General features: G+C 67.6%; 14 protein-coding genes. 9 read left to right on the forward strand and 5 right to left on the reverse strand.

Translation table 11 applies throughout. The annotated features are described in order from the left end of the window. Positions 1-4: 4 nt before the first annotated feature. Positions 5-406: a helix-turn-helix domain-containing protein gene (locus ACFO9I_RS22445; protein ID WP_379185008.1), complete on the reverse strand. Its 402-nt coding sequence runs from the start codon at positions 404-406 to the stop codon at positions 5-7. A 123-nt stretch (positions 407-529) separates the two neighbouring features. Between ACFO9I_RS22445 and ACFO9I_RS22450 the strand changes: the two genes are divergently transcribed. After that, positions 530-847, forward strand: a complete 318-nt coding sequence (locus tag ACFO9I_RS22450) for a VOC family protein (protein ID WP_379185010.1) — start codon at positions 530-532, stop codon at positions 845-847. Between the two features lie 12 nt (positions 848-859). On the opposite strand, the gene ACFO9I_RS22455 is transcribed toward ACFO9I_RS22450, so the two are convergent. The 3 genes from ACFO9I_RS22455 to ACFO9I_RS22465 form a co-directional block, all read right to left on the reverse strand. Continuing rightward, positions 860-2143 carry an HNH endonuclease signature motif containing protein gene (locus ACFO9I_RS22455; RefSeq protein WP_379185012.1) on the reverse strand — a complete coding sequence of 428 codons (1284 nt, stop codon included), beginning with the start codon at positions 2141-2143 and terminating at the stop codon, positions 860-862. 73 nt (positions 2144-2216) lie between these two features. After that, on the reverse strand, positions 2217-2468 hold the full coding sequence (locus ACFO9I_RS22460; RefSeq protein ID WP_379185014.1) for a hypothetical protein: 252 nt from the start codon (positions 2466-2468) through the stop codon (positions 2217-2219). 33 nt (positions 2469-2501) lie between these two features. Next, positions 2502-3473, reverse strand: coding sequence for an asparaginase (locus ACFO9I_RS22465; RefSeq protein ID WP_379185016.1), 972 nt, complete (start codon positions 3471-3473; stop codon positions 2502-2504). Positions 3474-3514: 41 nt separating this feature from the next. Here ACFO9I_RS22465 and cysC point away from each other — a divergent pair, with 41 nt between their 5' ends. Beyond that, positions 3515-5347, forward strand: a complete 1833-nt coding sequence (cysC, locus tag ACFO9I_RS22470) for an adenylyl-sulfate kinase (protein WP_379185018.1) — start codon at positions 3515-3517, stop codon at positions 5345-5347. Positions 5348-5364: 17 nt separating this feature from the next. After that, positions 5365-6420, forward strand: coding sequence for a sulfite exporter TauE/SafE family protein (locus ACFO9I_RS22475; protein WP_379185020.1), 1056 nt, complete (start codon positions 5365-5367; stop codon positions 6418-6420). A 51-nt stretch (positions 6421-6471) separates the two neighbouring features. On the opposite strand, the gene ACFO9I_RS22480 is transcribed toward ACFO9I_RS22475, so the two are convergent. Continuing rightward, complete coding sequence (locus ACFO9I_RS22480; RefSeq protein WP_379185022.1) at positions 6472-7785, reverse strand: UDP-glucose dehydrogenase family protein; 1314 nt, start codon at positions 7783-7785, stop codon at positions 6472-6474. A gap of 167 nt (positions 7786-7952) precedes the next feature. On the opposite strand from ACFO9I_RS22480, the gene cysD reads away from it, so the two are divergent. The 6 genes from cysD to ACFO9I_RS22510 all read left to right on the forward strand — a co-directional run bounded on the left by cysD (position 7953) and on the right by ACFO9I_RS22510 (position 15004). Then, complete coding sequence (gene cysD / locus ACFO9I_RS22485; RefSeq protein WP_379185024.1) at positions 7953-8867, forward strand: sulfate adenylyltransferase subunit CysD; 915 nt, start codon at positions 7953-7955, stop codon at positions 8865-8867. Beyond that, positions 8867-10189, forward strand: coding sequence for a sulfate adenylyltransferase subunit CysN (cysN, locus tag ACFO9I_RS22490; protein WP_379185025.1), 1323 nt, complete (start codon positions 8867-8869; stop codon positions 10187-10189). Before cysD ends, cysN begins: the two co-directional genes overlap by 1 nt. Positions 10190-10328: 139 nt before the next feature. Beyond that, positions 10329-10679: a hypothetical protein gene (locus tag ACFO9I_RS22495; RefSeq protein WP_379185026.1), complete on the forward strand. Its 351-nt coding sequence runs from the start codon at positions 10329-10331 to the stop codon at positions 10677-10679. After that, positions 10679-11611 (forward strand): glycosyltransferase, encoded by a 933-nt coding sequence (locus tag ACFO9I_RS22500; protein WP_379185027.1) that lies wholly within the window; start codon positions 10679-10681, stop codon positions 11609-11611. Before ACFO9I_RS22495 ends, ACFO9I_RS22500 begins: the two co-directional genes overlap by 1 nt. Before the next feature lie 58 nt (positions 11612-11669). After that, positions 11670-13715, forward strand: coding sequence for a glycosyltransferase (locus ACFO9I_RS22505; protein WP_379185090.1), 2046 nt, complete (start codon positions 11670-11672; stop codon positions 13713-13715). Continuing rightward, complete coding sequence (locus ACFO9I_RS22510; protein WP_379185029.1) at positions 13715-15004, forward strand: hypothetical protein; 1290 nt, start codon at positions 13715-13717, stop codon at positions 15002-15004. The genes ACFO9I_RS22505 and ACFO9I_RS22510 overlap by 1 nt, the downstream gene beginning before the upstream one ends. Positions 15005-15059 lie beyond the last annotated feature (55 nt).

A 15059-nucleotide genomic window follows, 5' to 3' on the forward strand; every position in this document is an offset into this window, starting at 1 on the left:
TCGATCACTCCTTGTTCTCGGTGGGGAGGGTGGTGTCGCTCGCCGTGCTGGCGTTGTTGAGCGCCAGGAACGAGGCGTAGACGTCCAGCAGCGACTGCTTCTGCCGCTCGGTGAGACCGGTGTCGTTGAGCACGGCCAGCTCGACCGAGCCGCCGACGCCGTCCTCGGGGCTGAGGATCCCGGCGCGGATGTAGAGCTGCTCCGCGGAGATCCGCAGCGCCTTGGCGATCTGCTGCAGGACGTCGGCCGAGGGCTTGCGCAGACCACGCTCGATCTGGCTCAGGTAGGGATTGGAGACGCCGGCCTGCTCGGCGAGCTGCCGGAGGGACAAGCGCGCTGCGATCCGCTGCTCCCTCAGGTAGTCACCGAGTGACTCGACGGTCTTGCCGACCTTTCCCTTGGCCATGCCTCCACAGTGCTAGCAAGAGTTAGCAAATGCAAGCAGGGACGGGGTGAGCCCGTTCACATCGGGCCGGAAGTCCCAATGAAATAAGGACTTCTGACAATGACTCGTTGCTAGCAAACGAGCGTGACCTGCGATCCGACGCATGCAGAGTCCGATCCAGCGAGCTGTCGGCCAGGTCTTCATCCCGGTGCGCGACCTGCCGACCTCCGCCGCCTGGTACGCCGCACTGCTGGGCGTCGAGCTCGCGATGGCGTCCACGGCGGGACCATCCTCGACATCTCCACCGAGGGCGAGACCCGGCTGGCGCTGGACGCGACCGTCCGGCACCTGCGCGCGCTCGACGTACCGCTGACCTCCGACATCGAGGACATCGGCAGCGTCTCGTTCGTGCAGTTCGAGGACCCCGACGGCAACCCGCTCATGGTCTGCCGTCGCAACTGACGGTTGCCAGCACTATCTGCGCGGCCTCAGTCGCCAGCCACCGTGACCCCGCTCGAGCCTGAACGCCTCGTCGTGCGCCCGCCGGTGGTGGTAGCCGCAGAGCGGCAGGGCGTTGGCCAGGTCGGTGCGCCCTCCGGTCGCCCATGCCTCGAGAGAGTGGTGGGCCTCCGTCCAGGCGAAGGGCCGCTGACACGTCTCGATGGCGCAGGAGTCGTGCACCAACGAGAGCGCCTGTCGCTGAGCAGGACCGAAGAGGCGTCTGGTGCGCCCGAGGTCGAGGGGTCGGGAGGCGCCATCGAGAACCGCGGGCACGATGCCGGCATTGCAGGCCAGCCGACGAGCCTCGCCGGCGGTGATGTCCGCGCCCGTCTCGAGGCCGGCGGCGCCGAGGTCAGTGCGCAGCTGGTCGAGACCGACCTTCACGATCAGGGTCACGCCGTTGGCCGCATGACCGTCGGTCGGCAGGTGCTCGAGCAGCTCGAGCAACGCGAGCCCGTGGGCTTCGTAGACGTTCAGGTCCTGCACGGACTCGTCCACCTCCGTCGCCCCGGTCGCCTTGCTGCGGCCCAGCCGCCTCGGCGCGGACAGTCGCTGGAGGGCGTGACGGAACAGGTTGCCGTGGAGCTCGGGGATCGTGAACCTGCCTGAGAAGGTGCCATCGCCGTTGTCGTGCAGCGCCAGGAACGTCTCGCGCTCCGCCGTGCGCTCCCGGCGACCGAGGAGGATCTGCTCGTGAGCGTCGGCCAGGCCGCGATCGACCACGTCGAACATCCGGCGTGCGCTGCGCCGCAGCTGCCTGACGTCCATCGGCCGGCCGTGCCGGTTGCCGTCCCCGGTCGCCTTCGTGACCAGCCACGCCTCGGCCGCCGCCACCTGCGCAGGACTCGCCTCCGGCGGAGCCTGCTCGGCCGCATTGACGATCACCTTGGCCTGCTGGAGGTTGATCCGGCCGGAGGCGAACGCGCCCCTCGTCACGGCGTACTTCTCGCGCAGCAACCGCGCCGTGTGCAGCCCGCCGGCCAGGAGCTCACGGGTGTCGCCGGTGAGTCGAGCCGCCCAGGCATCGGTCCCGGCAGCGGCCTCCTTGGCGGCCAGCTCGCGCTCATCCGCGACGAGGAGCAGCTCGTGCCGCAGGGCCGACACCCTCGCCTCGAGACTCGCGAGCTGCTCGGTCACCACCGCGAGGTCCTCGTCCGAGACGGCCGAGGTGGGCACCGCCTGCGCAGCACCCACCGCCTCGGTCGCCGCACCGACCGCCCCGACGATGTCGGGGATGCGGATCGGATGGACGGCCATGACCCATTCTCTCGAACATGCGTTCGAAACACAAGGCCCTCGCCGCCCGCGGTGGGTGAAGAATCGGCGGGACTCAGTCGCGGCGAGGACGCCCCGCAGCGAGCCACACCCACACCGCGACCGCTATCCCCGCCAGGCCGGCCAGGTCGGCGCTGGTCAGCCCGTGGAGCCGTGTGACCGGCACGATGACGACGCCCTCCATGGACCGGTTGACGAGCAGCCACAGCACCGACATGAGGGCGAGCAGCACCGCGCCGATGCGGCCCAGCATCGGGCACACCGCGGCGAAGACCACCAGGGCCGCCAGCACCAGCCCGGCGACCATCAGGAGCCGCCCATCAGGCGCCCCCGCGCACGCTCAGTAGCAGGCGCGGATCTCCCCCACCGGGGCACCGCCGCCCAGCAGTTGGTGGACGCCCGTGCGTCGTACCGCCTCGGCGTCGACGCCGGCCTCCTCGAGCACACCCGAGCGGCGCAGCGCCTCGGCCATCAGCACCGGGCGCACCCGCGGCGCGCCGTCGTCGGTCTTGAGCGCCCACGCCCGGCCGTCCGGGAGCGCGACGGCGTAGCAGGACTCCGCCCCGGCCTTGCCGATCGCGCCGGGGATCGCCTCCAGGAGCGCCCGCTCGTCGCGCTGCGAGCCGGAGACGTACGACGGGTGCTGCCGGATCGCGTCGGCCACCCGCCTCTCGGGGCCGCCCTCGGCGACCGCGAGGGCCCGGAACGCCCGCCCCAGCCCGACCAGCGAGGTCGACAGCAGGGGCGCACCGCACCCGTCCACGGCCGTGACCGCGACCGGCTCCCCGGTCAGCTCGGCGAAGGTCGCGGCGATCGCGCGCTGGAGCGGGTGCTCGGGGTCGCGGTAGGTCGCGATGTCCCACCCGTTCACCACGCACGTGGCGAGCATCGCCGAGTGCTTGCCCGAGCAGTTCATCAGGATGGGTGATTTCTCCCCACCCGAGCGGATCAGCTCGTCGCGGGTGGCATCGTCCAGCGGGTAGTCAGCGGGGGTCTGCAACGCGGTCTCGTCCAGCCCGACCGAGTCGAGGATCTGGCGGGCGCCAGCGACGTGGAAGTCCTCACCCGAGTGCGAGGCACAGGAGAGAGCCAGGAGATGCGGCGGCAGGTCCAGACCGAGCCGGACCATGGCGAGCGCCTGGACCGGCTTGTTGCACGACCGGGGCAGGATCGGCACCTCGGTGGCGCCGACGCCCCAGTCGGGGTCACCGGCCTTGTCCAGCGCGACCACCGACCCGTAGTGGTGGCCCTCGACGAACCCGGAACGGACGATCTCGGCCACCACGACAGGGGAAGCGACGGGAGACGACATGGTCCGCAGACTAGCCATGCCCGGGTGAGAGGATGACGCCCGTGTCGACCCCTGCCGTACCCCAGCACTGCCCCCTCCCCCGCGAGCTCGACGACCTCGAGCTGCTGGTGGGGGGCGCGTTCGCCCCGACCAGCGCGTTCAACGAGCCCGGCAGCCCGGTCACGCTGACCCTCCCGGCCGGTGTCGCGGAGCAGGCGGAGGCAGCGGGGGCCGTGGAGCTGGTCGACCCCGAGGGCCTGCCGCTGGCCCGGGTGCAGCTGCCGTCGGGCGCGGTGGAGCCGCTGACCCACGCCCAGTTCGGCCCGTTCCGCAGCCACTACCTGACGCCCGCCCAGGCGCAGGAGCAACACGCCGGCCGCACCTTCGTGCCGGTCACCGACGCCCTGACCTCGGCCCAGCTCGAGGCGCTCGCCCCTGCCGGTCCGCTGGCCCTGCTCGCCCTGGTCGGCGCCGGCACCCCTGCCCTCTCCCCCGTCGCGCTGCTGCGCGCCAGCCTGGCCGCGGCGCAGCACCTGCCGGACGCGGTCGTGGTCGCCGTCCCGCTCGCCGCCCACGGCGACGCCGAGACCGACCACGCGCTGGGCCTCCGGGTGGTCGCCAACTACGCCGGCGCCAACCCCGTGCTCGCGCTCCCGTCGGACGCCACGGACGACGGCGACCTGTCCGCCTACCCGGCCGACATCGCCGAGATCGTCGACTTCGACCGACCGGCTCCGGACCGGCAGGGCCTCGTCCTCTTCTTCACCGGCCTCTCCGGCAGCGGCAAGTCCACACTCGCCCGCGCTCTGATGGACCGGCTGCTCGAGCACGGCGAGCGCACGGTCACCACGCTGGACGGCGACGTCGTACGCCGTCACCTCTCCGCCGGCCTGACCTTCTCCAAGGAGGACCGGGAGACCAACATCCGACGGATCGGCTGGGTGGCCGCCGAGATCTCCCGCCACGGCGGGGTCGCGGTCTGCAGCCCGATCGCCCCGTTCGACGAGACCCGCCAGCAGGTGCGCGCGATGGTCGAGGAGGCCGGCGGGGCGTTCTTCCTGGTCCACGTCGCCACCCCGCTGGAGGAGTGCGAGCGCCGAGACCGCAAGGGGCTGTATGCCAAGGCGCGCCGCGGCGAGATCCCCGAGTTCACCGGCATCTCCTCGCCCTACGAGGAGCCCGAGGACGCCGACGTGCGCGTCGACACCACGGGCCGCACGATCGAGGACGCTCTCGACGACGTGCTGGTCGCGCTGCGCGAGGAGGGCTACCTCGACCTCACCGGCGAGGAGCCCACCACCGCCCCTTTTGACCCGGCCCCGGTGGTCGAGGAGCGAGCGCGGGCGAGCGTCGTCGAGGCCCCCGCACCCGACCGCCTCCGCGTCCTCTTCGTCTGCACCGCCAACATCTGCCGCTCTCCCTACATGGAACTGGTGGCCCGCCACCACGCGGGCGACCACGACGGCGTGGAGTTCGCCTCGGCCGGCACCCACGGCTTCCGGGCCCGGGAGATGGACCCGGTCATGGCCGCCACGCTCGGCGCCCACGGCATCACCGCCGACGGCTTCGCGAGCCGGCCGCTGACCGGCGCGATGGTCGAGCAGGCCGACCTGGTGCTCACCGCGGAGGCGGCGCACCGCACCTTCATCCTCGACGACCACCCGGGCGCGTTCCGCAAGGTGTTCACGCTCGGCCAGTTCGCCGAGGCGGTCCAGCTGGCCCCCGACGGGCTCACCGGCCGCGACCTGCTCAAGGCGATCGGCGAGCGACGCGGCTCGGCCGACCCGGAACTCGACGTACCCGACCCGTACGGGCGTGGTGCGCAGGCGGCCGAGGCCGCCGCCCAGCTCCTGACCGATCGGCTGCGCGCCGTTTTAACTGCACTACTTGGCTAGAAGTAAGGTGCACACCCATGAATGACCTGATCACGACCACCTTCTTCTCGATCCTCGCGGCGGGATTCATCGTCGGGATCGTGGTCGGTCTCACCGGGATGGGCGGGGGCGCCCTGATGACGCCGGCCCTGATCTTCCTCGGCGTGGGTGACGCCGCAACCGTGGTGACCGCCGACCTGACGGCGGCCGCGGTCTACAAGACCGGCGGGGCGATCGTGCACTCGCGCGAGGGCTCCCCCAACCTGCAGCTCGCGAAGTGGCTGATCCTCGGATCGGTGCCGTTCGCGCTGCTCGGTCCACACCTGGTGGCGGCGGTCACCGATCCGGACAACATCGACACGGTCCTCAAGGAGTGCATCGGCTTCGCGCTGCTGCTGGCCGCGGCGACGTACGCCATCCGCCTCTACGTGAACCTGCGCCGCGAGCTGGCCCACGGCCCGCAGGGCGACCCGAATCCCCACATCCGCCCGCTGCCGACCTTCCTGGTCGGCGCGCTGGGCGGCCTGCTGGTGGGCATCACCAGCGTCGGCTCCGGCTCGGTGATCATGGTCGCGCTGCTCATGCTCTACCCCGGCCTGTCGGCGGTGAAGCTGGTCGGCACCGACCTGGTGCAGGCGGTGCCGCTGGTGCTGGCCGCCGCAATCTCCAACATCGCCCTGCACGGTCTGGACCTGGAGCTGACCATCCCGCTGATCCTCGGCTCGGTGCCCGGCACGATCCTGGGCTCGAAGATCGCTCCGAAGGTCCCGCAGTCCTACATCCGCCGCGGGATCGTGATCGTGCTGACCATGTCGGGCGTCGCGCTGCTCGACAAGGCGGGCTGGGCCCCGCTCGGCGCCGGTGAGGACGAGACCCACCCCATCCTGATCGCGGTCATCGGCCTGGTCATGATCGTGCTGGTCCCGCTGATCTGGGGCCTGCTCCGCAAGTTCGAGGGGCTGCCGATGTTCGGCGCCCCCACGGTCGCGGAGCTGGAGCGGCCAGACTGGCAGGGCCGGCCCCGGCTCGAGGACGAACCACCCTCGACACCCGAGCAGCCAAGGTCTCCGAACCTGGACGGCCGGCGCGACTGACCGCGACGTGCTTGCCAGCTGGCGGCCTCGCCGCCAGCCGGGTACAGCCCGTCAGGGCCTGCCGAGAGCCCGGTATGTCCAGCCTGCCGCGCGCCAGGCCGACGGGTCCAGGCAGTTGCGACCGTCGATGATCCGCGGCAGGGCCACGAGCTTCGCCGTGGTGGCGGGATCGAGAGAGACGTACTCCGGCCACTCCGTCAGCAGCAGCACGGCCTCGGCGCCTGCGATCGTGTCCTCGACCGTCTCGGCGAACGACAGCTCGGGCCACTTCTTCGCGGCGTTCTCGATGGCCTGCGGGTCGGTCACCGTCACGGTCGCGCCCTGCAGCTGCATCTGAGCGGCCACGTTGAGCGCCGGAGAGTCGCGGATGTCGTCGCTGTCGGGCTTGAAGGCAGCACCCAGCACGGCGATCCGCCGGCCGACGATCGAGCCGCCGCACACCTCCCTGGCCAGGTCGACCATCCGGACGCGACGGCGCATGTTGATGGAGTCGACCTCCCTGAGGAAGGTCAGCGCCTGGTCGACGCCGAGCTCACCCGCCCGCGCCATGAACGCGCGGATGTCCTTGGGGAGGCAGCCGCCACCGAATCCGACGCCGGCGTTGAGGAAGCGGCGGCCGATCCGGGCATCGTGGCCGATCGCGTCCGCGAGGAGGGTCACGTCCGCGCCAGTGGCCTCGCAGAGCTCCGCCATCGCGTTGATGAAGGAGATCTTCGTGGCGAGGAACGAGTTGGCCGCGACCTTGACGAGCTGCGCCGTCGCCAGGTCGGTCTCGATCTTGGGCGTGCCCTCACCGAGGGCGACCGCGTAGACCTCGTCGAGGCGCTCGGCAGCCCGGCGGCCCTGCTCGGTGTCGGAGACGCCGTAGACGAAGCGGTCGGGGTGCAGCGTGTCCTTGACCGCGAACCCCTCACGGAGGAACTCGGGGTTCCAGATCAGCTCCGCCTCGGGCTGCACCTCCCGGATCCGCTCGGCCACGACCTCGGCAGTGCCCACCGGCACGGTCGACTTGCCGACGACGACGTCACCGGGTTTGAGCATCGGGAGCAGGGCATCAACCGCCGAGTGAACGTAGCGAAGGTCGGCAGCGTTCTCGCCGCGCTTCTGCGGGGTGCCCACGCACAGGAAGTGGACCACCGCATCGGCGGCCTCCGCGGCGTCCGTGGTGAACGAGAGTCGCTCGGAGGCAAGGGCCTCGCCGAGCAGCTCGGGTAGACCGGGCTCATGGAAGGGCGGCTCGCCCTTCGAGAGGGATGCCACCTGTTCCGGCACGACGTCGACCCCGACGACCTGATGGCCGAGCTTTGCCATGCAGGCCGCGTGGACCGCCCCGAGGTAGCCACAACCGAACACTGAGATACGCACTCGCGGAGTCTAAGGGCCATCTTGTGGATCGATCGAAAGATCCACGACATGGCAGCCGAAGCGACTCAGTGACCCGGATCACTCCCGTTTGCCGCATGGTTCGCCGCTCTGACTCGACCGTGGCTACGATGAGGCCTGCTGTCCCGAGGAGAGGTCCCCTTTCTGTCATGACCCAAACGCATGCCGACTACCAGCTGAGTCAGCTCGACCAGCTGGAGGCGGAGTCGATCCACATCTTCCGTGAGGTCGCCGCCGAGTTCGAGAAGCCCGTCCTGATGTTCTCCGGCGGCAAGGACTCCATCGTGATGCTCCGCCTGGCGGAGAAGGCCTTCTACCCCGCGAAGATCCCGTTCCCGATCATGCAGGTCGACACCGGCCTGGACTTCCCCGAGGTGATGGAGACCCGTGACAACTGGGTCAACCGACTCGGCGTGAAGCTCGTGGTCGCCAGCATCGACGACGCGATCGCCAACGGCATCGTCGTCGACGACGGCAAGACCAGCCGCAACCGCCTCCAGATCGGCACTCTGCTCAACGCCATCGAGGAGAACGGCTTCACCGCCGCCTTCGGTGGCGGCCGCCGCGACGAGGAGAAGGCCCGCGCCAAGGAGCGCGTCTACTCCCACCGCGACGAGTTCGGCCAGTGGGACCCGAAGAATCAGCGCCCCGAGCTGTGGAGCCTCTACAACGGCCGCCTGCACGAGGGCGAGCACATGCGGATCTTCCCGATCTCGAACTGGACCGAGCTCGACGTGTGGGCCTACATCGCCCGCGAGGGCATCGAGATCCCCTCGATCTACTTCGCCCACCAGCGCCGGGTCTTCGAGCGCGGCGGGATGCTGATGACCGAGACCCCGCTGAACCCCTGCCGCGAGGGCGAGGTCGCGGAGGAGCGCACGGTCCGCTTCCGCACCTGCGGTGACATCACCCTGACCGGCTGCGTGGAGTCCACGGCCAGCACTGTCGAGGAGATCATCGAGGAGATCGCGGTCGCCCGCGTGACCGAGCGTGGCGCCACCCGCGGCGACGACAAGTTCTCCGAGGCAGCCATGGAAGACCGCAAGAAGGAAGGCTACTTCTGATGGCCCCCCAGGAAACCAACACTGCGAACCCCACCGCCGGCGAGCAGGCCGTCGAGAACGTCACGTCCAACATGGACCTGCTGCGCTTCGCGACGGCCGGCTCCGTGGACGACGGCAAGTCGACCCTCATCGGGCGCCTGCTGCTGGACTCGAAGTCGATCTTCGAGGACCAGCTCGAGGCCGTCGAGGCGACCAGCCAGGGCAAGGGCTACGACTACACCGATCTGGCGCTGCTGACCGACGGTCTGCGCTCGGAGCGCGAGCAGGGCATCACGATCGACGTGGCCTACCGCTACTTCGCGACCCCGAACCGCAAGTTCATCATCGCGGACACCCCGGGCCACGTGCAGTACACCCGCAACATGGTCACCGGCGCCTCCACCGCCGACCTCGGCCTGGTGCTCGTCGACGCCCGCCAGGGCCTGACCGAGCAGTCCCGCCGGCACGCGGTGATCCTCTCGCTGCTGCGGGTCCCCCACCTGGTGCTCGCGGTGAACAAGATGGACCTCGTCGACTTCTCCCAGGAGGTCTACGAGAAGATCCACACCGAGTTCACCCAGTTCGCCACCAAGCTGAACATCCCCGACCTTGAGGTCATCCCGATCTCCGCGCTGAACGGCGACAACGTCGTCAACCGCTCGGAGAACATGAGCTGGTACTCCGGTCCCACGCTGATGCACCACCTCGAGCACGTCCACGTGGCCTCCGACCGCGACCTGGTCGACGTCCGCTTCCCGGTGCAGTACGTCGTGCGCCCGAAGTCGGACGAGCACCACGACTACCGCGGGTACGGCGGACAGGTCGCCGGCGGCGTCCTCAAGCCCGGCGACGAGGTCGTCGTGCTGCCCTCGGGGATGACGTCGACGATCGCGGGCATCGACCTGTTCAACCAGGAGATCTCCGAGGCCTACCCGCCCATGTCGGTGACTGTCCGTCTCGAGGACGACGTGGACGTCTCCCGCGGCGACATGATCGCCCGCGTGAAGAACGCCCCCAAGCCCTCCCAGGACATCGACGCGATGATCTGCTGGATGACCAACGAGCCGCTGCGCCCGCGCCAGAAGCTCGCCATCAAGCACACCACGCGCACCGCCCGCACGCTGGTGAAGGACATCCAGTACCGCCTGGACGTCAACACCCTGCACCGCGACCAGGAGACCAAGGAGCTCGGCCTCAACGAGATCGGCCGCGTCCAGCTGCGCACCACCGTGCCGCTGCTGTGCGACCCGTACTCGAAGAACCGCACCACCGGCTCGTTCATCCTGATCGACGAGGCAACCGGCGTAACCGTCGGTGCCGGCATGATCAACAGCGGTAGTTGACACATCATTCTTTGGAGGGGCGCGACCACACGGTCGCGCCCCTTCGTCGTCTCATGACTGGTGCCCCCAATTCTGGGGGCAAGGTCGTTATGAGGCATGCTTCCCAAGACAGTCAGTTCTTCTCGACCGGGGGTCTCGGATGGCTACGCGCCTCGTGGACAGCGCGGATGTCGGCACCAGCGTGACGATCGACAACAGTTCGTGCATCTGCCGCCCCATGCAGTTGCGGGACGAAACCGCCGCGGGTTCGCATGTTGGCATCCGTCGTGCCGCCTGCATCCGCTTCCGGTTCAAGGTTGGCGGCAACTGCAGCACGCCGGTTCACGGACCGATGCACAAGCCGGTCAAGGTGCGCCGCAGGGTCCTCACCACCCCTCGCTCAGTCGCCGAGAAGTACACCTACGCGAGCGCAGAGAGCCCCGCGAGTCGCTTGAAGAGCTTTTCGAACCGCCACGCCTCGGACGCGGCGACTGGTGAAGGAGCCTTCTGATGCCGCTCGAGAAGCGCAGTCCTGATGTCTCGGTCGTCGTACCCACGGTGGGGCGTCCCGAGCTCGTTCAAGCCCTCAAATCAGCACGTGAGCAAGTCGGCGTGTCGGTGGAAGTGATCGTGGTGTTCGACCTCCAGGCGGACTCATCTAACGCCCGCGTGAGCGACGGGCTTGCTGACCTAGTCCTGTACACCGGAGGAGGACGACGGGCCAATGTCGCACGCAACATGGGAACTCGAGCGGCCTCCGGTCGCTACGTAGCATTCCTCGATGACGACGACTTCTGGGCACCCGGAAAGTTGGCAGGGCAGGTCGCCGTCGCCGGGGAGATCGAGGCTTTGGGAAGGCACGCCCTCGTATCCACTCGGTTCGGCCAACTCGACGTGTCGACAGGTCATCGATTCGGCGGGCTGCCGAGTCGCGTTTATGACGGGTCTATAACGCCCGAGGAGTATCTCTTTGTGCGGAGGCGCCCCGGAGCGGGGCGCGCAACGTTGCCTGTACCCACACTGCTGGTCTCACGCGAACTCGCATGCAAAGTCCCGTGGCGTGAAGACCTGCGCCGACACCAGGACTGGGATTGGCTCGTGCGAGCATGTGCCGAGCCTGGGACTCAACTTGTGCAGATGGAGGACGATCTCGTGACCGTGCGCGTCGGCAGCGCAGGAAGCATCTCTGCCACAGCGGACTGGGCCTCGTCATTGGAGTGGGCAGTCGAGGCCCTCGGGGCAAAGCCACACGTCCTCGTCGACTTTCTTGCGGGTCAGCCGCTGCGATATGCGCTTCAAGCCCGCAGTCCACAAGGCGTTCGCCGAACAGTACGGGAAATGCTGCGAACCGCGCGGCGACCCACGGTTCCAAGCCTCCTCGTAGGCTTGTCTGGCCTCCTGACGCGCACCATGCTGCAGCAAGTGATGCGCCGTGTCCGCTGAGGCAACCGCGCTCTCGCGCACAGTCGTGGTGATGTCCGAGATGATGCCTGTTCGGGGCATGGAGCGCGCTGCGTTGCGGCTCATCGAGGAGTTACGTCGATCTGCGCAAGTAGACGTCATCTGCGTCGGCGCCGCCCGCGGGGCCACGCTCCCGCTACAGGACGTCCAGGTCCTCGGTGGGCCACGGTACGGCTGGAAGCGTGTGATGACGGTGGGCCGACTCCGACGAGTTCCCTGGGACAGATACGACCGCGTGCTCTTGGTCGGACTGTGGGCGGCCCTACCCTTTCTCATTGCGACGCGACGGCGCCAGGGGGTCACCGTTTGGGAACACTCGCTCGCGCCAGAGACTACGAACAGTCCTCGTGGACGGGTGCTGCATCGCCTAAGGCTCCTTGCATACCGTCGGGTGCCTACTGTCGTCGCGGTAAGTGAACCGCTTGCGCATGCTCTTCGGCGTCGGCTACCAACCGGGACGGATGTGAAGACGATCCCAAACGCGTGGGTCACGGCGCCCGACCTTGACCCGGGGGAGCCGCGTCATGGCTCCCTAAAGCGCCTACTTGCGGTCGGCACACTGAACGCGAACAAGAACCAACGTGAGATCATCGAGGCGCTCGCACTCCTGAGCACTGATGTTCGCCTCACGGTGGTCGGGGATGGCCCCGAGAGTCAGTCATTGAAGAAGCGCGCGCAAGCGCTGGGTGTCTCGGAACGTGTCGACTTCCTCGGAGAGGTCTCGAACGCTACGGTCTCACAACTCATGCGTTCCCACGACGTGCTGGTGCACGCATCTCGCGGCGAGACATTCGGCTACGTCTACCTCGAAGCCGCAGAAGCCAACTTGCCGGTAATCAGTCGTGAGCACGGCGTCGCGCGTTGGATGCTAAACCGCTACGTCCCAGGGACGATCTACGGCAAGGACGCTAGGTCACTGGCGAACGCAATTGAGCGTTTTCAAGATGTAACCGATACTGAGCGACAGGCCGCGGTCGACAGGCGTCGACAAGAACTCGATCCTGGGCTGATCTTCGGCACTTGGCGGCGCCATCTGGACCTAAACTCTTCAGACGGAATCGCGAGGCGGTCGATAGACCCGCTTCCCGTAACCGTCATCCTGCCCGTGCACGAGGTCGGGCCAGCCGCCTTCGACGCGGTCGTGGCGAAGGTGCGCGACCTAGCGGCCGCGGCGTCGCAAGTCATCGTTGTGGACGACGGCTCGAAGGACGGCACAGCGCAGGCCTTGGCACGGGGGCTGGATGGACTCGAGCGAGTCCAGTTGGTCATTCTTCCGCAGAACCGTGGCGTTGCGCATGCGCGTAACGAGGCGCTCGCCTTAGCGAGAGAGCGCTACGTCTGGTTCGTGGACTGGGACGATCGGTGGGCCGGTGACATCTTGCCGCGCCTAGTGGCGAGAGCTGAAGAGACAGACGCCGACGTAGTTGTCTGCCGGGCAGTTCGCATCGACGACCAAACCGGTCGCAGAGTCAATATCGATGGAGTTGCGCGCGATGTGACGATGGACGGCCACGAGGCGTTAACTCTGGTCCTTCGCGGGAGATTGCAGGGCTACCTTTGGTCCAAGTTGCTTCGCCGCGACATCTTGCCCGTTCCAATGTTCCCAATCCAGCGATCGCAGTCCGACTTCGGAGGCCTGGTTCCGGTACTCGCTGCTGCGCGACGTGTGACAACCATATCCGAGGTGCTCTATGAGCACCTTGTGCGCGAGGGCTCAATTACCAACTCGCGCGACCCTGACATCAACCTGTTCTCGAAATCTCACGATGTCGTTCACACCGTGGCACGCCAATTCCCCGGCGCCGTAAATCCAGTGGATCTACTAAGATACGACTACGAGCACCTGCACATTGCGCGCGCGGTCACGGCCGCGCGACTCTTCAGCAACCGTGCTGCATCTGCGGACGTCGCGCGAGAGTCTGCAGAGCAGATGAAATGGCAACAACTCTTCCGTGTTGCTCGATCTGACCCTCGTACCGCCGGACGCGGTTCGCTCATCAAATTGGCATCCTCCCGATACCCCACGCTCTATCAGGCTAGTCGTCAGCTACGGGCGGCCGCTTCCAACGCGCGAGGCAGTTCCTGATGCTCGACGCCGTCGCGCTCATCGTCGCGGCCGGTGGCCTTCTGGTCTTTTTCGTGTCGCTCAGCGCACTTGCTGCTAGGCGACGGGAGGCTGGACCTTCTGACTGGATGGTTCTCGGAATCCTGATGTTGGGCGTCTTCCAGGAAGCCGGCATCCTCGGATCCGAAACCATTCTCCAGCTCACCATCGTCGGCTTCACTGCGGCGTGCGCGCTGTTCGCAATCCTCTTAGGCCGTGGCTCAGCACCCAAACCCACGCGCGCGACTGTGCAGGGCGTCGCTCTCGTTTGGTCGGCGTGGCTCGTCATGTTCCTCTCCGACTTTTACAACAATTACTCCGCTGGGAACGTCCTTCTATTGCGACTTGCGCCCGGAGTTATGTGGCTTTGCGTCCTGATGGCCTGGTCTGTCCGTCAGCCACGCAGGGATATCGCCGCCCTGGGCGTTGCAGCCACCTTGGGGTTGGCTAGCGCCCTCGTATTGGCTAGCCCCGAACCCTTTCGTGCATGCGATCAGTTCAAGTGTGGCGCACTTGGTGCCCTACTTGAAGGTCCGTTCGCTTCCGAGAACTACTACGCACTGCTGGCCGCAGCCACGATAGCGCTTGCGCTTGGAACGGGCCTCGGGAGGCGAGTGACGCTCCCTCTATACGCGACGGCGGGACTGGTGCTCGTGGCTGCCGGCAGTCGATCAGCCCAAATCGCCCTCGCTGTTGCGCTGCTCGTCCATCTCTTCTATGGCGACGGTCGTCCGAGAACACCCCCGAGGTGGGCAGGTTGGATGGCCATGCCCGCGGCAGCAGGGGTTGGCCTGTGGCTGGTCTACAACGCGAAGTGGGACTCATTCAGCAACAGGGGCGGGGTCTGGATTCAAGGCCGAGAGACGCTCGCCGGTCACGAACTGATAGGTCTTGGAATCACCCGGTGGTCGGGATATGGCAGCCTGCCAGCGGTCTCGCACCATTACCCGCACAGCTTCTACCTGCTAGCGATCTTCAGCGGCGGCATGCTCGCGCTCGTGCTGCTTCTTGCGGGCCTGGCGAAGGGTGTGACCGCCTCAGACCAGGGGCGAGGTGCCCGGCTCGTATACGCTTCGGCATTCGTCGTTCTCGGATTCACTGAAGCAGACGCAAATCTCATGTCTATCGACGGCTTGAGCTGGACTCTTCTTCCGTTCTTCCTCCTCGGAGCACCAGCTCTCATTCGTCAGCGTAGGGAAGCTGAGCGCGCGGGAAGCCAGTTGTCGTCGGATGAGTTCCACAAAGCGTTAACCAGAGGAAGGACCAAGTGATCGAGTTGAGGCGCGCCGCCGCTCTTGCTTGCTTTTACGTCATTGGAGTGCGACT

Origin of the sequence: Nocardioides sp. GCM10023255 (assembly GCF_042653125.1) — a bacterium.
Lineage (GTDB): Bacteria > Actinomycetota > Actinomycetes > Propionibacteriales > Nocardioidaceae > Nocardioides.